At 75.4% G+C, this 23,697-nt stretch carries 20 protein-coding genes; 7 read left to right on the forward strand and 13 right to left on the reverse strand.

Annotated features, from left to right (window positions below):
* Nucleotides 1–733 precede the first annotated feature (733 nt).
* Nucleotides 734–1,669 (reverse strand): helix-turn-helix domain-containing protein, encoded by a 936-nt coding sequence (locus tag IE329_RS36935; protein ID WP_190215435.1) that lies wholly within the window; start codon nt 1,667–1,669, stop codon nt 734–736.
* A 281-nt stretch (nt 1,670–1,950) separates the two neighbouring features.
* Between IE329_RS36935 and IE329_RS36940 the strand changes: the two genes are divergently transcribed.
* The 4 genes from IE329_RS36940 (at nt 1,951) to IE329_RS36955 (ending at nt 7,101) form a co-directional block, all read left to right on the forward strand.
* Nucleotides 1,951–3,087, forward strand: coding sequence for a helix-turn-helix domain-containing protein (locus IE329_RS36940; RefSeq protein WP_190215436.1), 1,137 nt, complete (start codon nt 1,951–1,953; stop codon nt 3,085–3,087).
* An 81-nt stretch (nt 3,088–3,168) separates the two neighbouring features.
* A complete protein-coding gene (locus IE329_RS36945; protein ID WP_190215437.1) occupies nt 3,169–4,140 on the forward strand; it encodes an NAD-dependent epimerase/dehydratase family protein in 972 nt (323 codons plus the stop codon).
* A gap of 119 nt (nt 4,141–4,259) precedes the next feature.
* On the forward strand, nt 4,260–6,440 hold the full coding sequence (locus tag IE329_RS36950) for a UvrD-helicase domain-containing protein (RefSeq protein ID WP_190215438.1): 2,181 nt from the start codon (nt 4,260–4,262) through the stop codon (nt 6,438–6,440).
* Between the two features lie 160 nt (nt 6,441–6,600).
* The gene (locus IE329_RS36955; protein WP_190215439.1) at nt 6,601–7,101 is read left to right on the forward strand and encodes a hypothetical protein; all 501 of its coding nucleotides are present in this window, start codon (nt 6,601–6,603) and stop codon (nt 7,099–7,101) included.
* A gap of 69 nt (nt 7,102–7,170) precedes the next feature.
* Here the strand turns inward: IE329_RS36955 and IE329_RS36960 are convergent, their stop codons facing one another.
* From IE329_RS36960 to IE329_RS36985, 6 genes are all read right to left on the reverse strand, one after another.
* Nucleotides 7,171–8,211 (reverse strand): LLM class F420-dependent oxidoreductase, encoded by a 1,041-nt coding sequence (locus tag IE329_RS36960; protein WP_190215440.1) that lies wholly within the window; start codon nt 8,209–8,211, stop codon nt 7,171–7,173.
* A gap of 123 nt (nt 8,212–8,334) precedes the next feature.
* On the reverse strand, nt 8,335–9,999 hold the full coding sequence (locus IE329_RS36965; protein WP_190215441.1) for an ABC transporter substrate-binding protein: 1,665 nt from the start codon (nt 9,997–9,999) through the stop codon (nt 8,335–8,337).
* A 68-nt stretch (nt 10,000–10,067) separates the two neighbouring features.
* Nucleotides 10,068–10,994 carry an ABC transporter ATP-binding protein gene (locus IE329_RS36970; protein ID WP_190215442.1) on the reverse strand — a complete coding sequence of 309 codons (927 nt, stop codon included), beginning with the start codon at nt 10,992–10,994 and terminating at the stop codon, nt 10,068–10,070.
* Nucleotides 10,991–11,857 carry an ABC transporter ATP-binding protein gene (locus IE329_RS36975; RefSeq protein WP_190215443.1) on the reverse strand — a complete coding sequence of 289 codons (867 nt, stop codon included), beginning with the start codon at nt 11,855–11,857 and terminating at the stop codon, nt 10,991–10,993. The genes IE329_RS36970 and IE329_RS36975 overlap by 4 nt, the downstream gene beginning before the upstream one ends.
* Nucleotides 11,854–12,759: an ABC transporter permease gene (locus tag IE329_RS36980; protein WP_190215444.1), complete on the reverse strand. Its 906-nt coding sequence runs from the start codon at nt 12,757–12,759 to the stop codon at nt 11,854–11,856. The genes IE329_RS36975 and IE329_RS36980 overlap by 4 nt, the downstream gene beginning before the upstream one ends.
* A gap of 128 nt (nt 12,760–12,887) precedes the next feature.
* A complete protein-coding gene (locus IE329_RS36985; protein ID WP_190215445.1) occupies nt 12,888–13,838 on the reverse strand; it encodes an ABC transporter permease in 951 nt (316 codons plus the stop codon).
* Between the two features lie 722 nt (nt 13,839–14,560).
* Between IE329_RS36985 and IE329_RS36990 the strand changes: the two genes are divergently transcribed.
* Complete coding sequence (locus tag IE329_RS36990) at nt 14,561–15,580, forward strand: helix-turn-helix domain-containing protein (protein WP_190215446.1); 1,020 nt, start codon at nt 14,561–14,563, stop codon at nt 15,578–15,580.
* Here IE329_RS36990 and IE329_RS36995 read toward each other — a convergent pair.
* The 3 genes from IE329_RS36995 to IE329_RS37005 form a co-directional block, all read right to left on the reverse strand.
* Nucleotides 15,552–16,361: a family 1 encapsulin nanocompartment shell protein gene (locus IE329_RS36995; protein ID WP_190215447.1), complete on the reverse strand. Its 810-nt coding sequence runs from the start codon at nt 16,359–16,361 to the stop codon at nt 15,552–15,554. The genes IE329_RS36990 and IE329_RS36995 overlap by 29 nt on opposite strands.
* Nucleotides 16,358–17,497, reverse strand: a complete 1,140-nt coding sequence (locus IE329_RS37000) for a Dyp-type peroxidase (protein ID WP_190215448.1) — start codon at nt 17,495–17,497, stop codon at nt 16,358–16,360. The genes IE329_RS36995 and IE329_RS37000 overlap by 4 nt, the downstream gene beginning before the upstream one ends.
* Before the next feature lie 336 nt (nt 17,498–17,833).
* Entirely contained in the window at nt 17,834–19,237 is a 1,404-nt protein-coding gene (locus IE329_RS37005; protein ID WP_229928064.1) for an MFS transporter, read from the reverse strand.
* 263 nt (nt 19,238–19,500) lie between these two features.
* On the opposite strand from IE329_RS37005, the gene IE329_RS37010 reads away from it, so the two are divergent.
* Entirely contained in the window at nt 19,501–19,983 is a 483-nt protein-coding gene (locus IE329_RS37010) for a winged helix-turn-helix transcriptional regulator (protein ID WP_190215450.1), read from the forward strand.
* 188 nt (nt 19,984–20,171) lie between these two features.
* Here IE329_RS37010 and IE329_RS37015 read toward each other — a convergent pair whose 3' ends face one another.
* Together IE329_RS37015 and IE329_RS37020 are read right to left on the reverse strand one after the other, a co-directional pair.
* The gene (locus IE329_RS37015; RefSeq protein ID WP_190215451.1) at nt 20,172–20,786 is read right to left on the reverse strand and encodes an FMN reductase; all 615 of its coding nucleotides are present in this window, start codon (nt 20,784–20,786) and stop codon (nt 20,172–20,174) included.
* Between the two features lie 34 nt (nt 20,787–20,820).
* A complete protein-coding gene (locus IE329_RS37020; RefSeq protein WP_190215452.1) occupies nt 20,821–21,927 on the reverse strand; it encodes an LLM class flavin-dependent oxidoreductase in 1,107 nt (368 codons plus the stop codon).
* A 200-nt stretch (nt 21,928–22,127) separates the two neighbouring features.
* Between IE329_RS37020 and IE329_RS37025 the strand changes: the two genes are divergently transcribed.
* A complete protein-coding gene (locus tag IE329_RS37025) occupies nt 22,128–22,889 on the forward strand; it encodes a PP2C family protein-serine/threonine phosphatase (protein WP_190215453.1) in 762 nt (253 codons plus the stop codon).
* Nucleotides 22,890–22,977: 88 nt separating this feature from the next.
* On the opposite strand, the gene IE329_RS37030 is transcribed toward IE329_RS37025, so the two are convergent.
* A complete protein-coding gene (locus IE329_RS37030; protein ID WP_190215454.1) occupies nt 22,978–23,391 on the reverse strand; it encodes a peptidoglycan-binding domain-containing protein in 414 nt (137 codons plus the stop codon).
* Nucleotides 23,392–23,697 lie beyond the last annotated feature (306 nt).

Here is a 23,697-nt window from a genome sequence, read left to right on the forward strand (position 1 = left end):
AAGCATCCGAACCACCACCACTGCTGCCACAACCCGTCAGCACCAGCGCACCGGTCACACAGGCCGCCGAAAGGAGAAGTACAGATCGGTTCATGGGAGTTACCGCCTTATGAGTTGACCTGAAGCCACCCGTGGAGGGGCTTCGAAGAGTGGGGGTCGGGCAGGACCGGGGCCGAGGTGACGCTGCCGGCCCGTGAACGCCCGGATGCTTTTCGACTGAACTTTTCGACTGCGCGGTGTGCGGCCGTGCGCGCGGCCGCAGCATGCGGGACCACGAGGTGTGCGCCAGTGCCTGGTCAAGGCTGCGGGCCACCGTCGTCTGCCGCGTGAGCCAGAGTGCACCACGTGCGGACAGAGGCCTAGACCTCTTTACCGAATCGATGCTGGGGGTGCAGAGGGTGCCTCGAAAGTGGCCGCGAATCAAAGAAATCGGCACTTGGTACAGACCAAGTGCCCGTCAGTTCCACTTCCGGGCGGGTCCGCCGGCGTCCGCGCGCAACGGAGATCGAACAGCCACCGTAGATGGTTGCGCACAGGAACAAAAGAAGAAAGGGGTTGCCCGCCCCCAACGTTGGAGGACGGGCAACCCCTGGGCCGGCGCGCCAGGCGGAACCGGGGCCGGCGCACGGGCCGGTGGCTGCCGGCCGCGGGCCGGCGAGGCGCGCGGTCCCGGACCGATGACCAGCCTCGGACCGATGACCGGCCCCGGCATCAGCGCGGCATCAGACCGGCATCAGGCCGAGCGCAGGGCGCTCACCAGCCACTCGACCGCCGGCGCCAGCGCGGGCGCCGGCGACTGCCCGCCGACCACCGCGGCCAGGTGCCAGTACCGCTCGTACCGCGAGTCGGCGGCGACCTCCAGCCGCTCCAGCAGCCAGGCCCGGAACTCCGGGCCGTCCGCCCGCCCGGCCAGCCGCGCATAGGCGTCGGCGAGCTCGTCCACGACCGGCCGGGCCGCCGCCGAGGCGGGGTCGACACCGGCCGCGCGGGCGGCCCCCGCGCGCTCCCGGAGCAGCCCGGCCACCCGGGCGGCCGCCACCTGGTCCGGCTCCCCCACCTGCTCACGGGATTCGGCCTGGTCGGCGGCGGCCCGGCGGACCCCGGCCCGGAAGTCCGCGTCCTGGACCAGTTCGGCCAGTTCCACCCACGCGTCCACCTGCTCCGCCGTGGGGTCGTCCGGCAGCCGCGGCACCGCGGCCCGCAGCCCGGCCAGGAACTCCGGGCCCACGTCCAGGCCCTCGAAGGCCTGGTCGACGAAGTCGTTGATCAGACCGGTGCGTTCCCGGTCGGAGAGCTTGGCGAGCTTGTGCATCAGTTCCATCTCCTCGGGTGTGGACCCCCGCCCGGCCGCCGCGCGCAGGACGGCCCTGCGCAGTTGCAACGTGCGGATCTGCACGTCCAGGGCCTCGGCGTGCACCGCCGCGATCTCGGCGACGCCGACCTCCCGGGCCAGCACCCGCCGGATCGTGGCGAGATCGACCCCGAGGTCGCGCAGGGTGCGGACGAGGGCCAGCCGGGCCGGCGCGTCCGGGCCGTACAGCCGGTAGCCGGCGGGGGTGCGGTCGGCCGGCGGCAGCAATCCCGCATCGGACCAGAACCGGATGGTCTTGACCGTGAGGCCGGTCAGCCCGGCCAGCTCGCCGATGCTGCGGAGGGTGTCGTCGTCCATGTCCGCCACTCTGGGGTCTCCCCTCGCAGGAGACTCAAGCCTAGGCTTCCGGACCGTTCGGCGACCGCCCGCACACCGGGGCCCGCGCCCCCGGAACGGCCCGCCCCCGCGCGCCGGGCCGGCCCCGGGCGAACCCCCCGGCCACCGTCGCCACCCCGAACCCGATCTTCGAACCCTGGCAAAAACACCCCCTGGCCAGTCATCATGTACCTGGCGGGTCGATGCGGCTGGCGGGATCCCGCCGGCCATGGACCATGAGCGCGAGCCTGGGAGGTACAAGGGTGCTGGCTGCCGTGGGGCTGAGCGACCTGGCCGAACGGCTCTACACCGACCTCGTCACCCACGGCCCGGCCACCGCCGTCGAACTCTCCCGGCGCTCCGGCACACCACCGGACGAGATCCAGGTCGCGCTCGGCGAACTGGCCGCCCAGGGGCTGATCGCGGCCCGGCACGACGACAGCACCCGGCCGGCCGCCGACCCGGCCCGGACGGACCTCGCCCCGACCGGTGCCGCCACCCCCACCGGGCCCGGGCCCACCGCCCCCGCGCTCACCGGCGCCGGCACCGGCACCGGCACCGACGACGCCGCCGCGCCCGGGCCGCCCGCACTCCGCTACTCCGCCGCGCCGCCCGCCGTCGCCCTGGAGGCCCTGCTCGCCGGCCGGCGGCACGCCCTGCGGCAGGCGGAGCTGTCGGCGGCCGCGCTGGCCGAGGCCTACCGCGCCGCGACCTCCGACGACGCCCACCGGGACCTGGTCGAGGTGGTGGTCGGCCCGGCCGCGATCGGCCACCGGGTGGAGCAGATCCAGCGCGGCGCGAAGCGCGAACTGCTGGCCCTGGTCACCGGCCAGTACGACGTCGTCCCGGCCGACGCGACCGGCGCCGAGACCGAGGCCGTCGAGCGCGGCGTGGCCTACCGGGTGGTCGTCGGACGGCACTCGTTGGGCGCCCCGCGCAGCGCCGAGGCCCTGTTCGAGGCCCTCGGGCGGGACCAGCGGGTCAGGGTCGTCGACCAGGTGCCGACCAAGCTGATCATCGCCGACGGCTCCCTCGCCCTCGTCCCGCTGACCACGCCCGGCGACGCCGGCGAACCGGCCGCGCTGCTGGTCCGGGCCCCCGGCCTGGTGAACCTGATGACCATCCTGTTCGAACAGGTCTGGGCCTGGGCCCAGCCGCTCGGCCTGGAGGCCGGCCTGCCGGTGGTCGGCGACGCCCCGGCCGGCGCACCGGTCGGCACCGACCGCCGGATCCTGGCCCTGCTGCTGGCGGGATCCACCGACCAGGCCGTGGCCAACCAGCTCGGCCTCGGCCTGCGCACCGTCCAGCGCCGGATCAAGGCCGTCATGGAGCTGGCCCACGCCGAGACCAGGGTCCAGCTCGGCTGGCAGGCCCACCGCCGGGGCTGGGTGGAGGACTGAGGGCCGAACGGGCCGCACCGGACCGTCGCCGTCACGGAAATCCGGTCGGACCGGCCACCCGCCGTGACTAGGGTCGGGATCATGCGACTTCTTGTGCTGGGCGGTACATCGTTCGTCGGCCGTGCCGTGGTGGAGGACGCGCTGCGGACAGGGGCGGACGTCACCCTCTTCGGCCGGGGCAGGACCGGGACGGACCTGTTCCCCGGCCTCACCAGGCTGTTGGGCGACCGTGAGACCGACGACTACTCCGTGCTCGGCGACGGCAGTTGGGACGCGGTGGTGGACGTCAGCGGCTACGTCCCGCGGCATGTCGGCCGGGCCATGGACGCGCTGGGCGACCGGGTCGGCCGCTACCTGTTCATCTCCAGCAACGCCGTCTACCGACGCAGCGGAGTGGGCCCCGGCGCCGACGAGGACGCGCCGCGCCGCGCTCCCGTACGCGACACCGAGGAGCTCGTGGAGGAGACCTACGGCCCGCTCAAGGTGGCCTGCGAGGACGACGTGGTGTCCCGCTACGGCTCGCGGGCGACCGTCGTACGGCCCGGCAAGGTGGCCGGCCCGCACGACCCCTCCGACATGTTCACCTACTGGGTGCGCCGCGCCGCCCGCGGCGGCCGGGTGGCGCTGCCGGGCGACCCCGGCCAGCCCGTCCAGATCGTCGATTCGCGCGACCTGGCCCGCCTGGTGGTGCAGTTGCTCGTGGACGACCGCCCGGGCGCCTTCAACGCGGTGGGGCCGGCCGAACCGGTCACCCTCGACGGACTGATCCGGACCTGCGCACGGGTCGCGGGCACCCACGTGGAGATCGTCCCGGTCTCCCCCGAGGGGGTGGAGCCGTTCTTCCCCCTCGTCCGGGACAACTGGCCGACCCAGCAACGCAGCTCGGCCCGCTCCCGCGCCGCCGGCCTGTCCGCCACCCCGCTGGAGGTGACCGCGGCCGACGTCCTCGCCTGGGACCGGGAGCGCGGCGAACCGCCGCTGCGGAGCGGGTTCACCCCGGAGGAGGAGCGGACGGTGCTGGCCCGGCACGGCGACGGGCAGGCCGGCGGCTGAGACGGGCGGCAACGGCAAGGACGGGACGGCCGGTCGTAACCCGGAGCGGGAAGTAGGGTGATCATCCCTGGTAGCGCCAGCACCGACCCGTCCGCCGCCCGCCCCGAAGGGACCCTCGCATGCCGACGCTCGGCCTCCACAAGGACTTCCTGCGGGAGTTCGCCCAGTTGGAGAAGAAGGTCCGGACGAAGGTGGCCGACGCCTTCGACAAGTTCGAGCACTCCTCGGCGACCGGCCAGCACCTGGAGAAGCTGAGCCACGGCCGGGACCCGCGGCTGAAGACCATCAGGATCGACCGGTTCTACCGCGGGGTGGTGCTCGCTCCGGACGGCGGGGACAGCTTCCTGCTGCTCAAGGTGCTGCCGCACGACGACGCCATCGACTGGGCCCTCAAGCACCGCGCCAGCGTGAACACCGCCACCGAGGGCATCGAACTGCGCAACGACATCGCCCTGGAGCAACTCGGCCCCGGGCTGGCGAAGGTGGGGGCGGACGGCACGGCCCGGCCGCTGTTCGGCCACGTCTCCGACGCCGACCTGACCCGCCTCGGCATAGACGCGCAGATCCTCCCGATCGCGCGCAGGCTCGACACCGAGGACATGCTCGACGCCCTGCGCCCGATACTTCCCGAGCACCAGTACGACGTCCTGTTCGGCCTCGCCGTGGGGATGAGCGCGGACGAGGTCTGGCGCGAGATCGTCCAGACCCAGCTCGCCGCGGGCCTCGAAAGCGCCGCCGACGCGGCCGGCGCGGGGGCCCCGCAGGACGACCTGGCCGCCGCGATGTCCCGGGCCCAGGACCGGATCGCACTCGTCTCGGGCCCCGCCGAACTGATGGACCTGCTGGAACGTCCCTTCGACGCCTGGCGGATCTTCCTGCACCCCTCCCAGCACCGGATCGCCTACCGCCCGTCGTACAACGGCCCGGCCCGGGTCACCGGCGGTCCCGGCACCGGCAAGACCGTGGTCGCGCTGCACCGGGCGGCCCACCTCGCCGCCGCCCTCCCCGACGACGCGCCGGACGACGCGATCCTGCTCACCACCTTCACCCGCGACCTCGCCGCCGAACTCCGGCGCAGCCTGCACCTCCTCGTCACCGACCCGGAGCAGCGCCGGCGCATCCGGGTGGTCAACATCGACGCCCTCGCCTCCGAGGTCCTGCGCGGCGACCGGAACACCGACCGCCTCAGCATCCTCACCGACCAGCGCGACGTCACGGCCCGCTGGGGCCGGATCGCCCGGCGCCTCGAACTGGACCGGACCGCCGCCTTCCTCGACCAGGAATGGCGTCATGTGATCCTCGCGCAGGGGATCGGCACCGCCGAGGAGTACCTGAAGGCCTCCCGGGCCGGGCGGGGCACCGCGCTCGGCCCGCTCAAGCGCGCACAGGTCTGGCGCGCGGTGACGGCGTTCACGGAGGAACTGCGGTCCACCGACACCTGGACCTTCCACCAGGTGTGCGACGAGGCCGCCCGGATCCTCGACCGGCGCAGCGCGGGCGGCGAACCCCGGCTGTTCCGTCACGTCCTCGTCGACGAGGCCCAGGACCTGCACCCCGGGCAGTGGCGCCTGCTGCGCGCGGCCACCGAAATCGGCCGGCCCGACGACCTCTTCCTCGCCGGCGACCCCCACCAGCGCATCTACGGGAACAAGGTGTCCCTGCGCAGCATGGGGATCTCGGTCACCGGCCGCTCCCACCGGCTGCGCATCAACTACCGTTCCACGCACGAGATCGTCGCCTGGTCCGCCGCGCTGCTCACCGGCGAGGCGGTCGACGACATGGACGGCGGCGACGACCGGCTCAGTGACTACCGCTCCGCCTTCCACGGCAGCCGGCCGGTGCTCAGCGGCCACCCGACCAAGGCGGGCGAACTCGACGCCCTGGTACGGCAGATCAGGACCTGGACCGACGACAGCGCGGTCCCGGCCGAGGAGGTCGGCGTCGCCGTCCGCTTCGTCCAGTTCGGCAAGGACATCGCCGCCGCCCTCGTCCGGGCCGGCATCCCCGCCACCGTCCTGGGCTCCTCCTCGGTACCGGCGGCCGGGGTGCGGATCGGCACCATGCACCGGCTCAAGGGCCTGGAGTTCCGCTGCGTGGCGGTGGCCGGCGTGTCGGAGGGGACGGTTCCGATGCGCAACGCCCTCACCCCGGCCGAGGTGGACGCGCAGCAGCACCAGGAGGACCTGCTGGGCGAGTTGAGCCTGCTGTTCGTGGCCTGCACCCGGGCCAGGGAGGCCCTGCACGTCTCCTGGCACGGCGAGGCGAGCCCGTTCCTGGCACCGGCGGCTGCCGGCGGGTGAGCCTCCCCCGGCAGCTCCCGCGGTCACCCGGTGCCGGCCGGCGGCCGCGTTCCGGACAGCCGGACGGGCGGAGGGTGGTGTGCGACCGACGGCGGGCGGGGCACTACGCTGGCGCCGCTGCCCCGCCCGGGGCCGGGCCCGCCGTGAGGGAGGAAGACCGATGGTTCTGGACCTGCGATTCGCCGACGGCGGCCTGCTCAGGGTCGGCGCGCCGGAGGCCGGACGGCCGGTCGCCCTGCTGCCGGGGCTGGGCGTGCACCGGCTGACCTTCCGGCTGCGGGTCGAGACCGTCCTGGCCTCGGCCGGCTGCAACCACGTCCACCTGGGCGGCGAGGCGTGGGCCGAGCACCTGGGCAGCGGCCCGCACTGGATCGGGCTCATCGTCCCCGCCGTGGTGCCGCTGGCACCGGCCGGCGACGCCGTCGAGGCGGCCCTGTCGATGGCGGTCACCAACGACCAGGTGCTCGCCCTGGAGCGGGCCCGGGGCGGGCGGGAGCTGCCGCTGCGGCTGGACCTCGCCGCCGCCCTGCCGCAGAGCACGGCGAACCCCTGTGCGCAGGGGCAGGAGTCCCGCCGGGTGGCCGCCGAGGACTGGGACGCCCAGGTCCGGGCCCTCACCACGATGCTCGCCGGACCGGACGCGGGAGCCGGCCGCCGCTGAGCCGGCCGCCTCCCGCACCGGGCCCAGGGCTCGGCACCGCCCACCGGGATTCGGGCTCAGGATTCGGGCTCAGGGCCGGGCCCGGCCGGCCGCCGGCCCCAGCCGGGCCAGCACGTCGAGCAGGCGGTCCCGGTCGGCCAGCACCTCCGGCGGCAGCGACACGTACAGCTGGAGGGTGGTCACCCCGGGCAGGTGGTAGCGCAGGATCTGCTCCCGGCACTCCTCGGGCGAGCCGCTGACGAACAGCCCCCGGACCAGCTCCTCGGGCAGCGCCCGGCGTGCGCCCTCCTCGTCGCCGGCCGCCCAGAGCCGGTGCGTCTCGCGCAGCAGCTCGCCGTTGCCCAGCCACTCGTGGAACTTGCGGTACGGCTCCCGGTTGAGGATCCAGGCCAGGAAGGGCCGGGCGGCGCGCTGCGCGTGGGCGGCGTCCTCGGTCGGGCTGACGAACACCTTGACGACCAGCTCCTTGCCCGGCGGCTGCGGGCCGACGGCGGCCAGCACCGTGGGGACGTCCTCGGGGCGGAGCAGGTTGCTGATCGCGCCGTCCCCCTCGGTGAAGCCGAGCCGGAGCATGCCGGGCCGCAGGGCGCCGAGCAGCACCTTCACCGGCGCGGCCGGCGGGTGCGGCAGCTGGTAGCCGGCGATCGAGAAGGTGTCGAAGTCACCGGCGACGTGTTCGCCGCGCAGGGCGCGGGTGACGAACCGCAGGACGTCCCGGGTGCGCTTGAACGGCTCCTCGAAAGGGATCCCGTTGATGTCGGCGACGTGCGCCGGGACGGACGCCCCGAGCCCCAGCAGCACGCGGCCCGGGGCGAGTTGGGCGAGCGTCGCGGCGGTCTGGGCGAGCACCGCCGGGCCCCGGGTCTGCACCGGGACGACGGCCGTCCCGATCCGGAGCGAGGGGGACCAGGCGGCGGTGGCCGCGAGCGGGGTGAAGGCGTCGGTGCCGCCGCCCTCGGCCGTCCACACGTCGGTGTAGCCCAGCTCCGGCAGCCGCTCCACCAGGAAGCGGTGCCGGTCGAGGGAGAGGCCGGGCAGCGGCAGGGTGATTCCCCAACCGGGCGGCGACGGCGCCCCGGTCGGGCCCGGCGCGTCGTGGAGGGTGGTCATGGTGGTGGTGCCCTTCCTGGTGGCGCGGGACGGCGGCGGTGGTGCTGGACAAGGGGACGGCGGGACGGCGGCGGTGGCGCGGGACGGCGGGCGCGCGGTGCCGCGCCGGCCGGCCGCTCGGGGCTACGTGCTCACCCACACCGTGGTCAGGTCGAGGAACCAGGACTGCGGCTGCACCAGGCCCTGCACCTTGGGCGAAAGCGCCCGCGGGTTGCGGTCGTTCACCACGAACAGCCACGGCGCGTCCTGGGTGACCTGGGACAGGGCACTCCGGTAGTCGGTCCGGCGCGCCGTCCGGTCCGGCGAGGCGGCCGCCGAACCGAGCAGCTGGTCCACCTTCGGGTTGCTGTAGTGGCCCGTCCAGAAGGGGCTCTTGCTGCCGATGAACAGCGGGAGCAGCGCCTCGGACTGGAACAGCGTGGTCGACTGGGCGACGGCGTCCGAGCCGAGGGCGACCTCGCCCTTCGCCTCCGCGCCGATCAGGGTGGACCAGTCGGTGGTCCGGATCTCGACCTTGATGCCCACCGCGGCGAGGTCGCGCTGGATCGCCTCGGTGATCGGCACCGGCAGCAGGTTGCCCGACCCCGCGGTCGGCACGGTCACCGAGGTGGTGAACCCGTCGGCGCGGCCGGCCTCGGCGAGCAACTGCTTCGCCTTGGCGGGGTCGTAGGAGTAGAGGTCGCCGGCCGGGTCGTAGGCGAAGGTCGCCCGGGGCGCGGCCTGGTAGGCGGGGTCGGCCGTGCCGTGCAGCAGCTTCTCCGCGATGGCCTTGCGGTCGACGGCGTAGTTGGCCGCCTGCCGCACCCGGGGGTCGTTCCAGGGCGCCTTCGAGCCGTCCAGGATCCAGTACCAGAGGTGGTCGTAGCTGTTGGTGGCGATCCGCGCGCCCTCGGCCTTGAGGCTGTCGATGTCGTCCGGGTTGGGGTACTCGATCCAGTTCACCCCGCCCGAGCGCAGGGCGGCGGTGCGGGCGGCGACGTCCGGCAGCGGCTTGATCACCAGCTTGTCGAGCCTGGGTGCCCCGCGCCAGTAGTCCTTGTTGGCGACCAGTTCGATCTGCTGCCCCTCGGTCTGCGAGGCGAAGGCGAACGGGCCCGTCCCGACCGGGTGCCGGGCGAAGCCGGCCGAGCCGGTGGCCCGCACGGCGGCGGGGCTGGCGATCAGGACGTGCGCGAGGTCCTCCGGGAAGTGGCCGTTCGGGTCCTTGGTGACCAGCTCCACGTGGTCGGCGTCGGTCTTCCGGTACTGGACGATGCCGCCCGCGTACTCCTTGGCCGCGGCGCCGAGCGCGTCGGTGTAGAACTCGCTGCCCTTGGCGAGGTAGCGGTCCAGGTTGAAGACGACGGCGTCGGCGTCGAACGGCGTGCCGTCCTGGAACTTCACGCCCTTGCGCAGGGCGAAGGTCCAGGTCCTGGCGTCGGCGGCGACCGTCCAGGACTCGGCCAGCGCGCCGGTGATCTCCGGCGGGGCGTCCGTCCCGGACAGGTCGTAGCGGGTGAGGCCCTCGTAGATCTGGAAGCTGACCAGCCGCTTGCCCTCGAACCCGGCGCCGCCGATCACGGTGTCGGGGTTGGGCAGTTTGCCGGTGGCGCCGATGACGAGGGTGCCGCCGCGGCCGCCGGAGGCCGCGTCGCCGGCCCCCGCCGCGCTGCCGGTGGCGGCGCAGCCGACCGTGCTCAGCAGCAGCGCGGCGGCGGCCAGTGCGCCGACGGACGGCCGGGCGGCGCGGCCGGGTCCGGCAGCGGTGCGGCCGGGCCGGACGGTACGTCCCGGGTGATGGTGCGTCATGGTGGTGGTTCCTTGCCGTTCGGGGGAAAGCGGGTACGGGGAAGGGACGTTCGGGGTGACGGCCGGCCTCAGGGCGGTGCCGCCGTCGGGGCCGCGGGGGCGGTCCGGCCGGTGGCGGCGGCGAGCAGGGCGCGGGTGTACGGGTCGGCGGGGGCGTCCCAGAGCGCGGCGGCCGGGCCCTCCTCGACCACCCGGCCGTTCCGCAGCACCAGCACGTGCTCGGCCAGGTGCCGGACCACGGCGAGGTCGTGCGAGATGAACAGGTAGGCCAGGCCGGTGCGCTCGCGCAGCTCCGTCAGCAGGTCGACCACCCGGGCCTGGGCGCCGCGATCGAGCGCCGAGGTCGGCTCGTCGCAGACCACCAGGTCGGGGCCGGTGGCCAGGGCCCGGGCGATCGCCACCCGTTGCAGCTGCCCGCCGGACAGTTCGCGGGGGCGGCGCCGGGCCAGCTCCGGTTCGAGGCCGACCTGGCGGAACAGCGCGGCGACCCGCTCGGCCCGTTCCGGCCGCGGGGTGCCGTGCACCCGCAGGGCGAGGGCGACGGCCTCGCCGGCCCGCAGGGCCGGGTTCAGCGAGCCGCGCGGGTTCTGCGGGACGAACTGGAGCCGGGCCCGGACGGCCCGGGCCGCCCGGCCGCGCAGCCGGTACGGGTCGTGCCCGGCGAACCGGACGGTGCCCGCGTCCGGCGCCAGCAGGCCGAGGACGAGCCGGGCCAGCGTGGACTTGCCGGACCCGGACTCGCCGACCAGGCCGGTGGCCCCGCCGGCGGCGATCCGCAGGCTGACGCCGTCCAGGGCGAGCTGCCCGCCCGGGTAGCGCTTCACCGCCCGCTCGACCGCGAGCAGCGGTGCCCCGCCGGTCGTGGTGCCGGGATCACTGTCGGGCTCACGGCCGGGATCGCTGTCGGGCTTACGGCCGGGATCGCGGCCGGACTCGCGGCCGGTGCCGACGCCGGCGCCGGCGGCCCGAGCGCCGACGGGCCCTTCCGCGCTCATCGGCCGGCTCCCGGCCGCGCGGCCACCAGGGCGGCGGTGAACGGGTGCGCCGGCCGGGCGAGCACCTGCCCGGCCGGGCCGGTCTCGACGATCCGCCCGGCCCGCATCACGGCCACCGTGCCGCCCACCCGGCGGGCGACCGCGAGGTCGTGGGTGACCAGCAGCAGGGCGAGCCCCTGCTCGGCGCGCAGCGCGGCCAGCAGGTCCAGGACCTCGGCCTGGACGAGCGCGTCGAGGGCGGTGGTCGGCTCGTCCGCGACCAGCAGGCCGGGGTCGCCGCAGAGCGCGAGGGCCAGGGCGGCGCGCTGGCGCAGCCCGCCGGAGAGTTCGTGCGGACGGCTCCGGGCGATCCGGCCCGGATCGGGGAGGCCGGCCCGGGCGAGCAGCGCGGCGGCGGCCGGCCCGGCCGCCCGGCGGTTCGCGGCCCGGCGGTGCCGGAGCAGGACCTCGACGAGCTGCGGGCCGATCCGGCGCAGCGGGTCGAGCGCGCCGGCCGGGTCCTGCGGGAGGTAGCCGATCCGGCGGCCGCGGACCCGGCCGAGGGCGCGTTCGTCCAGAGCCGTCAGGTCGGTGCCGTCGAGGTGGATCCGTCCGGTGACCCGGGCCGTCCGGCCGGGCAGGCCGAGGACAGACCGGGCGACGGTGCTCTTGCCGCTGCCGGACTCGCCGAGCAGGACGAGCGCGTCCCCGGGCGCGACGGTGAGCGAGACCCCGTCCACCGCCCTGACCAGGCCGCCGGGGGTGGGGTAGCCGACCGTGAGGTCGTCGACCCGGAGCCGGGCGGCGGCGAAGGCGGGGGCAGAGCCGGGAGCGGGGCCGGGGGCAGGGCCGGGGGCGGGGGCCGAGCCGAGGGCGGGGGTCATCGGGTGGCCTCCGGGGCGGGGTGGCGGCCGCGGTCGGACGACCCGGCGCCGCTGTCGTGGGATTCGCCGATGGCACCGGTGGCGCCGGCGCTGTGGGACTCGTCGCCGCCGATCCGTTGGCGCAGGGCCTCGCCGAGGGTGTTGAAGACCACCGAGGCGGCGAGCACGGTCAGCGCCGGCTGGATCGCGATCCAGGGGTGGGTGAGCAGGCTGGGGCGCAGTTCGTCGAGCATCGCGCCCCATTCGGCGGCCGGCGGTGCCACCCCGATGCCGAGCAGCGAGAGCCCGGCCGCGTACACGACGGCGAGCCCGACCAGCGACGAGCTGTAGACCAGGACGACCGGCGCGACCACCGGCAGCACCTGCCGCAGCGCCAGCACGAGGGGCCCGGCACCGCTGACCCGGGCGGCCTCCAGGTACTCGGCGGAGCGGATCCGCCGCGCCTCGGTGAAGGCGACCCGGGCCACCGCCGGGGTGAGCACCACCGACAGCGCGACCACGGTGGTGCCGGCGCCGGCCTCCAGCAGAGTGGCGACCGCGATCGCCAGCAGGATCCCGGGGAAGGCGTAGAGCACGTCGAGCGCGCGCAGCAGCACCTGTTCGGTGACCCGGCCGCCGAGCCCGGCGGTCACGCCCAGGGCGGTGCCGGCCAGGGTGGCGACGGCCACCGGGGCGATCCCGCAGGCCAGCGACGGCCGCGCGCCCAGCAGCAGCCGGCTGAGCATGTCCCGGCCCTGTCCGTCGGTGCCGAGCGGGTGTCCGGGGGCGCCGGGGTCGAGCAGCCGCTCGTGCAGCGAGCCCGCCGCGGGGTCGTAGGGGGCGAGCAGCGGTGCGGCCGCGGCCACCAGCACCAGCAGGACGGCGAGAACGGCCGGCAGGGCCCGGCCGCCGGCCCCGAGCACGGCCCGCCACCGGGGACGGCCCGGACGGGAGCGGGCCGAGCGGGACCGGGAGGGGCCGGAACGGGACGGACGGGGACGGGAGGAGCGGGCGGGCCGCGGCGCGCGGGCGGGGACGGGACGCGGGCCGGTCATCGCGGGCTCCGGATCCGGGGGTCGATCAGCGCGTGCGCCGCGTCGACCAGGATGTTCACGCCCACGAAGGCCACCGCGACGACCAGCACCCCGCCCTGGACGACCGGCAGGTCGCGGGCCGACAGCGCGTCGTACAGCAGCCCGCCCAGGCCGGGCCAGGCGAACAGGGTCTCCACGAAGACCACGCCCTCCAGCAGGTAGGCGAGTTGCAGCCCGCCGATGGTGAGCAGGGCCGGCGCGGCGTTGTGCACGCAGTGCCGGAGCACCGCGGCGCGGCTCAGGCCCCGGGACCGCAGGGCGTCCGCGAGGTCCCCCGCCAGGACGCCGCCGAGCGCGGCCCGGAAGACCCGGGCGGTCAGGCCGAGCGGGACGACGGCGGCCGCCACGGCGGGCAGGACCAGGTGGCGCAGCAGGTCGGCGGTCCCGCCGCCGCCGAAGGCGTCGTGGGTGCCCCCGGCCGGCAGCAGCCGCCACCGGACGGCGAGGAGCGCGACCAGCAGCAGCGCCACCGAGTACTGCGGGGCGGAGACGGCCAGGGTGCCGAGCGCGCCGGAGAGCCGGCCGGCGGCTCCGCGCGGCCGGCCGGCGCCGAGCGCGCCGAGCAGGACGCCGCCCACCAGGACGAGCAGGAACGCGGCGGCGGTCAGCAACAGGGTCTGGCCCAGGGCGGGCAGCAGGAGCTGCCGGACGGGCCGCTGGCCGGCGATCGAGACGCCGAGGTCGCCGCGGAGGGCGTGCCCCAGCCAATTGGCGTACCTGAGCGGCAACGGCTGGTCCAGGCCCAGGCGTTCGGTGAGCTCCCGGCGGGCCTCGGGCGGCGCGCCGGGGCCGAGGAAGGCCGTCAGCGGGTCGCCGGGGACGAGGGCGACGGTGGCGAACACCAGGGCGGTGACCCCGAGCAGGGTGGGCAGGGCGAGCAGCACCCTGCGCAGCAGGAACCGTCTCATCGGCGCACCCGCCGGGGCGGGCCGGCGAGCCGGCCGGCGGCTCTCCGGCGGGCGGGGGCGGGCATCTGCGGTCCTTCCGGGGCAACGGTCACGGGTCTTGGGGTGCTGGGGAGTTGGGAGGCCGGGGCGTCGGGGCCTCGGGGCGTCGGGAGGTCGGGGCGTTGCGGTGCTGGGCGGTTGGGGTCGCGGGCAGTCGGACGTCCGGCGGCGGAGGCGGCCGGCGGGTGGGAGCCCCGGGTCGCCGGCGCGGCTCGCGGGGCCGCCGGCCGCTGTGACGAAGGATCCGGATCCCGGCCGGCCGCAGCCAGGGAGGAATCGGTGCTGATACCCGGGGTCATAGCACCGGCGGCGTCGGCCGCTCACCCCTCGGACCATCCTTGACCTGCGCCGAAGCGCCCAAATAGGCTGGTGCCATGGCAGATTGGCGGACCGACTTCACCCTGGTCGGCATCGGCGGCTCGTGGCACCGCAGGTGCTTCGACGAGCGCTGTCCCGCCCGCGCCGGGCACTGACCGCCCCACGGAAGCCGCCCCGGACCACCGCCGGCCGGCCGCCCCTGGCCCCGACGGCCCCACGGCCAGCTCGGAAGCCCCGCCGTTCCGAAGCCCCGCCGCCCCGGGGAGCTGCCCCGGCCCGACGGCGGCCGACGGCCCGGCCGCGTCGTCGTACCGCCGCGCCGTACCGGGCGCGGCCCCAGCCACGCTCGATGGGAACGCCCCGCCATGCCGCACCACCCCGTCACACCGCAAGGCCCGGACGCCCCCGCCCGTACCCCGGGCCCGGCCCACGTCCCGGCCGCTCCGGCCTCCCCGACGGCCGGTGCGGCCGGCCGGGCCCCGAACCGGACCCCGGCCCCGGCCGGCGGCCAGGAACTCGGCACCTTCCTCCGGGCCCATCGCGAGCTGCTCAAGCCCGCCGACGTCGGCCTGACCGCGACCTCCCGCCGGCGTACCCCCGGCCTGCGGCGGGAGGAGGTGGCCTCGCTCTCCGGGGTGGGCCTGGCCTGGTACACCTGGCTGGAGCAGGGCCGGGTGGCGGCCTCCCGGCAGGTGCTGGAGGCGGTCGCCCGGACGCTGCGGCTGGACCCGCCCGCGCTGCGGCACGCGCTGCGGCTGGCGGGCTTCCACGAACCGGCCGGCCCGCCGACCGGGGCCGGCGCCCGTGCGGCGCTGGGCGCGGCCGTCCGGCCGGTGCTGGACTCCTGGCCGGCCAGCCCGGCGGTGCTGCTGGACCGCTACTTCGACCTGCTCGCCTGGAACTCCGCCTGGAGCGCCGTGTGGGGCGCGCCCGAGGCGGTCTCGGAGGAGCGGCGCAACCTGATGTGGCTGATGGTCGCGGACCGGCGGCTGCGGAAGGCCGTGCACGACTGGGAGCCGTTGGCGATGAACGTCTTCCAGCACTTCCGGGCCCAGGCCGGCCCCGCCGTCGCCGACCCGCGCACGACCGAGCTGTACCGCCGGCTCGACCAGGACGTACCGGAGTTGCGGCACTGGTGGGGCTGCCGGTCGGTGGCGGAGCTGACCGCCCGTACGGTCACCGTGGAGCTGCCGGGCGCCGGGCCGGTCCGGCTGTCGCTGTCCTCGTTCCGGCCGGTCGACGACCCGTCGGCGCTGGTCCTGCTGCTCACCCCGGTGACCGCCGAGGACGCTGCCCGGGTGACCGCCCGGGCGGCCGGTGCGGTGCTCCCGGCGGGCGGCGAGGCCCCGGCCGGGGTCAGGCCGGGCCGCTCTGGTCCAGGGTGACCACGGCCTCCGCCGTGTACATCAGGAAGGTCAGCGACTCCTGAAGGTAGAGCTGGACGCTGTCGTCGTCGTGCGCGTGGTAGCCGATCGCCAGGTCCTGGCCGAGGTGCAGTTCGTAGTCGCCGCCGCGGGTGGACAGCAGCAGCGCGCCCTCGATCGCGGGCGCCCAGATGATCTCGCCGTCGAGCAGCCGCGCCAGGTGGTTGTGCACCGGGTAGCCGTGGTCGGAGGTCTCGTTGACGGCGGTGTAGGCCTCGGCGCCGAGCAGCAGCGAGTACGGGCCGTTGACGCCGGCCAGCCGGAGCGCGGTCAGCGCGCGGCTGACGGTGTTCGGGTAGTCCCGGACGTCGGCCGGCAGGGTCAGCGCCGGGTTGGACGAACTCTCCCGGATGCCGGCGATCGCGGCGGGCCGGTACCCGTCGAAGACCACCCGGTCCTCGGCCCGGGCCATGGTCAGGGCGGCGTCCTTGACGGGCTGCCAGTCGGAGTCCTTGGCGCCGCGTTCGACGTCGTCCACCGCCCGCCGGTCGACGGCGAACGGCACCCGCAGCTCCACCACCGGCTTGGAGCGCCGGGCGTGCGCGGTGACGCCCTCGACCGGCGGGGCGATGTCCTCCAGGTGGCCGATGCCGACCGCCGCCAGCGTCTCGCCCTCCGGTCCTTGCAGGTCGACCACCCGCCGGCCGGCGACGTGCAGTGTGAAGGTGCGCCTGGCCTCCTCCTCGATCTCGGCCCAGGCGGCGGCGGAGATCGGGGCGAGTTCGCGATGCAGGTTGTTCATCGGGCGGTGCTCCTTTTCAGACTGCCGATGCCGAGCGAACCGTCCGCGCCGGCGGGTACCGGCGCCAGGTCGGGCGGGGGTGCGGACAGAGGTCCGGAGCCGGCGGCGGGCTCGGGGGCGGTTTCCGGCTCGGGGGCGCGCACCGGTCCGGCCGCGGCGTCGGGCGGCCCGGGCGGGGCGCCGAGCAGGGCGGCCGAGGGGGTGAAGAAGAGCGACCCGGTGACGGGGGTGGAGAAGTCCAGGATGCGGTCGTAGTTGCCCGGCGGCCTGCCGAGGAACATGTTGCGCAGCATCTCCTCGGTCACCGCCGGGGTGCGGGAGTAGGCGATGAAGTACGTCCCGAACTCGCCCCGGCCGACCGTCCCGTACGGCATGTTGTCGCGCAGGATCTGCAGCTGCGAGCCGTCGGGGGCGTTCACCGAGTTGAGCGCCACGTGGGAGTTGGCGGGCTTGGCCTCGTCGTCCAGCTCGATGTTGGCGGACTTGGTGCGGCCGATCACCCGTTCCTGCTCCTCCACCGGCAGGGCGTTCCACGCCTTCATGTCGTGGACGTAGCGCTGCACGACCACGTAGCTGCCACCGGCGAAGTCCGGGTCCTCGGCGCCGATGACGACGGCCTCCTCGGCGGCCGGGCCGGCCGGGTTCTCGGTGCCGTCGACGAAGCCCATCAGGTCCCGCTCGTCGAAGTACTTGAAGCCGTGCACCTCGTCCACCACGGTGGCGGCCCCGGCCAGCCGGTCGACGACCTGGGCGGCCAGCTCGAAGCAGAGGTCCATCCGGTCGGCGCGGATGTGCAGGAGCAGGTCGCCGGGGGTGGCGACGGCGCGGTGCCGGGCCCCGACGAGCTCCCGGAAGGGATGCAGGCCGGCCGGGCGCGGGCCGGCGAACACCCGCGCCCAGAGGGCCGCGCCGACACTGGTGACGCAGGTCAGCCCGGCGGCCGGGACCCGGGAGCCGACCGACCGGCGCAGCCCGGCCAGCTCGGGCAGCAGCTCCCGGACGGCGGGTTCGCCGCCGGGTGCCACCGTCAGCACCAGGAACACGGCGGCGCTGGTGAGCGGGCTGAGCACGGCCTGGGGGTCGGCGGTCGGCGGGGCGTCGGGGATCCGGGCCGGCTGGCCCGCGGGCGGCGTCATGTCAGCACAAGTCCTGGGGGTCGGCGGGGACCGCGGGTCACGGCGGCCCTCCGGCCGAGTATCGGCGGGGATCCCGGCCCCGGCCACCGCTGCGGCGGGCGGCCCGGGGCGGGGCGGGGCCGGGGCCCGGGGCCTGTCCGGCGGGCCCGCTCCGGCCGCCCGGTGCCCGGGGCGGGGCACCGGCCAGGGCGCCCGCCGCCACCCGGCCCACCCGTTCGGCGGAGCGACGCGGGCCCCGTTCGGCGGACCGCCGGCACCGGACGAACGGGCTCCCGGTTGTCCGGGTGGGGGCCTCCCCACGCTCCGGGCGGCCCCGGCCGGACCGGGGCCGCCCGGTCACGCCGGTCGGGAAGGCCCGCCCGCCCGGCGCCGGAGGGTCTCCCGGCGAAGGCCGGACCCGGTGACGACCGCGCCGAGGACGGCAGCCGCCACCGGCACCACCAGCGCCGCGCGGAGCCCGTCCGTCCCGGCTCCACCGGACCCGGCCCCCGCCGCCGCGTTGACGGCCACCACGACGGAGAGGCCCAGCGCCGCACCGAACTGGAACGAGGTGTTGAGCAGTCCACCGGCCAGGCCCTGCTCCTCCTGCGCCACGCCTTCGGTGGCCGCGATGGTCAGCGGTCCGTACGCGAGGGCGAAGGCGAGACCGGTGAGGATCATGGTCGGGAACATCATCGGATAGGTCCAGTCGAGCCCGACCGGCAGGAACAGGGCGTACGAGACGGCCGCCAGGCAGAACCCGCCGAGCACCACCCGCGCGGTGCCGAAGCGCTCCACCAGCCGGGGCGTCAGGGTCGGCGCGAGGACGGCGTCCACGCCGACCGCGAGCAGCGCGAGCCCGGTCTGCAGCGGGCTCCATCCGCGCAGTTCCTGAAGGTAGAGGGTGACGACGAACTGGAAGCCGAAGAACGATCCGGCGAACAGCATCGCCCCGATGTTCGCCCGTACCAGCGGGCCCGAGCGGAGCAGGCCGAGCCGTACCAGCGGCTCGGCCGCGCGCCGCTCGACCAGGACGAAGGCGGCGAGCAGCGCCGACCCGGCGACCGCTGCCGCGACCGTGACACCAAGCTTCGCGTCCGGCTCCCCGACCCGGACGACGGAGAGCACGAGCAACAGCGCGGCGGCCGTGGAGGTGACCGCCCCGGCGAGGTCGAACCTCCCGCCGCCCGGCCGCGCGGGCCGCTCCTCGCGGGGGATCAGCAGGGCGGCCGCCGGCAGGATCGCGCCGGCCAGCAGGACGGGGGCGAAGAACACCCAGCGCCAGCTCAGCCCGGTCAGCAGACCACCCGTCACCAGCCCCAGCGAGAATCCGGCGGCCGCCGTGCCCGCGTAGACCAGCAGCGCCCGGTTGCGCTGCGCACCCTCGGCGAAGCCGGTGGTGATGACGGCGAGACCGGCCGGCGTCATGAAGGCGGCCGAGACGCCGGTGACGAACCGGGCGGCGATCAGCGTCCAGCCGGAGCCGGCGAGGCCGCCCAGCCCGGAGAAGAGGACGAAGACGGTCAGCCAGAACAGGAACATCCGTCGCCGGCCGAGCAGGTCGGCCGCGCGCCCGCCGAGCAGCATGAAGCCGCCGTAGCCGAGGACGTAGGCGGTGATCACCCAGCTCAGCGAGCCGGTGGACATGCCCAGATCGGCCCGGACGGCGGGCAGGGCGACGTTCAGCATCGCGACGTCGATGCCTTCGAGGAAGATCGCCCCGCAGAGCACCAGGAGCAGGCCGAGGCGGCGGCCGGTGATCCGCCCGCTCCCGGAGCCCCCGGGGGCCGGCCGGCCCTCCGCTCGCCCCGGCGGACGGGCCTCGGAGCGGCGGCCGGGGAGGGCGGGCTCGGGGCGGGTGGGTTCGGGCAGCACGGACGGTGCGGACACGGATGTCTCCAGGGCAGGACGAAGGAGGGCGGGAACCCCGGCCGCGGTCGGTTCCCACACGGCCGGTCGGTTCTCACACGGCCGGTCGGTTCCCTCTTGTAACTGTTCGTCATCCTGCGGCAGCATCAACTGTCATGGAAGAAGGCACTTTCAAGTTACCGACGCACTGCGCGGGCACCGAGGAGGACTACGGCGTCCTGCAGTGGGACACCCGGGAGGACTGCGAGGTCCGGCAGATCCTCGACCGGATCGCGGACAAGTGGTCCCTGCTGGTGATCGCCCTGCTGGACCGGCGGTCGCTGCGCTTCACCGAGCTGCGGCGGGAGATCGACGGCGTCAGCCAGCGGATGCTCACCGTCACCCTGCGCCAGCTCGAACGGGACGGCCTGGTGCACCGCACCGTCCACCCGGTGGTGCCCCCCAGGGTCGACTACGAGCTGACCCCGCTCGGCCGCACCCTGCACGCCACCATCCAGTCCCTGGTCGGCTGGACGGAACGGCACCAGGCCGAGATCGCCCGTGCCCGTGCCGACTACGACGCCCGCGCCACCCCGGCGACAGCACCGGCTCCGGCACCGGACGCGCCGGCCGAGGCGCCGGCCGTGCGGGCGGGCTGACCCGCGGCCGGCCCGTCCCGCCGCCGATCCTTCCCGCTGTGCTCCCGCCGCCCGGACTCGCGGGCCGGAGCGGTGACGGCAGGGGCCCGGTACGAGAGTGCTCGTACCGGGCCCCTGCCGTCACCGTCGCCGCCTGCCGTCCCCCGCCAGGGCCCCCAGCGGCACCCTTGGTCGTTCGATTCAGCCGCTCAGACCCGCAGCGCGGCCAGCTGCTCGGCGAACGGGACCACCGCCTCGGCCTGCTTCGGCACCGCCGGCCGGCGGTCCATCAGGGCCGCCAGCTCGCCGGCCGCCCGGTCGATCCGGGCCGGCAGCTCGTCGGTGTGCGCGTCCCCGCCACTGCCCCAGTCGTCCGTCGCCGCGTAGACGGCGGTCGGTACGACGACCGCCCGCAGGTAGCTGAACAGCGGCCGGACGGCGTGCTCCAGGGCGAGCGAGTGCCGGCCCGTCCCGCCGGTGGCCGCGATCAGCACCGGCTTGCCGGTCAGCGTGTCGTTGTCGATCACGTCGAAGAAGGACTTGAACAGGCCGCTGTAGGAGGCGCTGAAGATGGGCGTCACCGCGATCACGCCGTCCGCCCGGGCCACCGTCCCGACGGCCGCCCGCAGCTCCGCGCCGGGGAACCCGGTGACGAAGTTGTGCGCGATCCCGGTGGCGAGGTCCCGCAGTTCGATCACCTGCACCTCGACCCGGTCGGCGCCCGACTGCCGTGCGGTGGACGCCGCGAGACGGTCCGCCAGCAGGCGGGTAGAGGAGGGCTTGCCGAGCCCGGCCGAGACGACCACGAGGTTCAGGGTGTTCATGGTGCTCACCTCTCTGCTTCCGTAATTCCCGCGGTCAGACGGTGGTGCCGGCGGCCTGCGCGGCCTCGGCGGCGTGCCGGGCGGCCAGCGCCTCGTGGGTGGGCCCGTCCGGGACCTCGGCGGGCCGGCCCTTGGCGAACTCCTCGCGCAGCACCGGGACGACCTCCTCGCCCAGCAGGTCGAGCTGCTCCAGCACGGTCTTCAGCGGCAGGCCGGCGTGGTCCATCAGGAACAGCTGGCGCTGGTAGTCGCCGAAGCTCTCGCGGAAGGCGAGGGTCTTCTCGATCACCTCCTGCGGGCTGCCGACGGTGAGCGGGGTCTGGTCGGTGAACTCCTCCAGCGACGGCCCGTGGCCGTAGACCGGCGCGTTGTCGAAGTACGGGCGGAACTCCCGTACCGCGTCCTGGGAGTTGCGGCGCATGAAGACCTGACCGCCCAGACCCACCACGGCCTGCTCGGCGGTGCCGTGGCCGTAGTGCGCGTAGCGCTCGCGGTAGAGGTTGATCAGCTTCTTGAAGTGCTCCTTGGGCCAGAAGATGTTGTTGGCGAAGAAGCCGTCACCGTAGTAGGCGGCCTGCTCGGCGATCTCCGGGCTGCGGATCGAGCCGTGCCAGACGAACGGCGGCACGCCGTCCAGCGGACGCGGGGTGGAGGTGAAGGACTGCAGCGGGGTGCGGAAGCGGCCCTCCCAGTCGACCACGTCCTCCCGCCACAGCCGGTGCAGCAGTGCGTAGTTCTCGATCGCCAGTGGTATGCCCTGGCGGATGTCCTGGCCGAACCACGGGTAGACCGGCCCGGTGTTGCCGCGACCCATCATCAGGTCGACCCGGCCCTGCGCGAGGTGCTGGAGCATCGCGAAGTCCTCCGCGATCTTCACCGGGTCGTTGGTGGTGATCAGGGTGGTGGACGTGGAGAGGATGATCCGCTCGGTCTGCGCGGCGATGAAGCCGAGCATGGTGGTCGGCGAGGACAGCACGAACGGCGGGTTGTGGTGCTCGCCGGTCGCGAAGACGTCCAGCCCGACCTCCTCCGCCTTCAGGGCGATCGCCACCATCGCCTTGATCCGCTCGTGCTCGCTCGGCGTCCGGCCACTGGTGGGGTCGGGCGTGACATCACCGACGGTGAAGATTCCGAACTGCATGCTGTTCACCACTGCTCACCACATCCCATGTCATTGAAACTTCAACCACTGTAGCACTCCACCTCCCCGCGCTGTTCCCGGCCCGGCGCCCTGCCGGTGCCACCTCCCCCTCCCGGCCCGGGAGTACGGCGGGCGCCCCGGCCGCGGGCGCGCCCACAATGGAGGGAGAGCGACGGCCGACCCGGAAGGGCGGAGAGGCGATGCCCTACATCGCGGTGAGTGCGCTGAGCCATGAGGGGCTGATCCGGGAGCAGAACGAGGACAGCCTGGTGGCCGGGCCCTGGACGCTGTGCGCCACGGTGACGGGCAACCCGCAGACCCTGCTCTTCCCGCTGGGGGGCGATCCGGTCCTGGTGGCGGTGGCGGACGGGCTGGGCGGCCACCCCGGCGGCGAGGTGGCCAGTGCGCTGGTGGTCCGGCGGCTGGCGGCGGCCGGGCCGGGGCTTGGGAGCGAGGAAGCCGTCCGGGACGCGCTGCACACCTGCAACCGGGCGGTGTTCGAGGCGGCCGGGGCGGATCCGGAGCTGACCACGATGGGGACGACGGTGGCGGGCATCGTCCTGCTCCCGGAGTCGGTCATCACCTTCAACGTGGGCGACAGCCGGGCCTACCGGGTGACCGAGGACGGACTGCTGCGGCTGAGCGTGGACGACAGCCCGCCGCTGGAACCCGGACGGCGCACCACCTCGGTCGTCACCCAGACCCTGGGCGGGTCCACCGCCCTGACCGTCGTCCGGCCGCACGTCAGCAGCTCCCCGCTGAACGCCGGGGACCGCTTCCTGCTGTGCAGCGACGGCCTCACCGATCCCGTCCCGGAGGAGGAGCTGGCCACGGTGCTCGCCGCACCGCACGAGGACGCCGAACGGGCCGACGCTCGGGCCTCGTTCGAACTCTGGAAGGCGGCGATCGAGGCCGGCGGGCCGGACAACATCACCCTCGCCCTGGTCCGCGTCCGCGACTGACCCCGCCCGCGACCGACCCCGCCCGCGCGTGCCCCGGCCGGAACGGACGGAACGGACGGCCGGGACGGCCGGGACCGCCGTTGGCGGCTCAGCAGACCGGCGCGGCGCTGTCCTGGGTGTAGTCGCGGCGCCCGCCGCACGGGAGGCGCAGCTCGATCCAGAACAGCCTGCCGGCCGTCCGCGGTCCGACCACGCCGTCCGGCTCCAGGCCCTGGCCGCGCTGGAACTCCGCCACCCGGCGGCGGGTGGCCGGACCGAACTCCCCGTCCACCACCAGGGCGGCCTCGGACCAATTGTTGAGCGCGGCCTGGAGCAGCTCGACCGCTCCGCCCGCGTGCCCGAGGCTCAGCTGCCGCCCGGCGCCGGGCGGGCCGGCCGGCACGCCCAGGGCGGCCAGGGCCACGGGCCCCACCGCGACGGCGAGCGAGCCGTTCTGCCGGAGCCCGCCCGGCTCCCCCTGCTGGTCGCTCCTGGCGGGACTGCCAACCCGACTTCCCTGCACGGGCCCACCTCTCCTCCGACTGCGGACGAACCCCGGCCGCGATCGTGGCCGATGCCGCCAACGGACGACCAACGGGCCGCCAACACCCGAGGCCCGGGCCGTGCGCGGCCTGGGCCGGGCCGGTGTCCCGGCCGCGCCGCCCCGGCGCCTTCGGCCTGCGCGGAGCGCGGCCGGCGGTGCCTTCCGGCCGGCCCACACCGGCCGGCTCGCACCGGCCGGCGATCGCCCGGGAGGAGCGATCGCGGTGCCTCCGGGGGCTGCCACCCCCGGCGGGGACGCCGGCCGCGCTCCTTGCCCGCGATCCTG

The organism is Kitasatospora indigofera (assembly GCF_014655955.1).
In the GTDB taxonomy this organism is placed as follows: Bacteria; Actinomycetota; Actinomycetes; order Streptomycetales; family Streptomycetaceae; genus Kitasatospora; species Kitasatospora indigofera.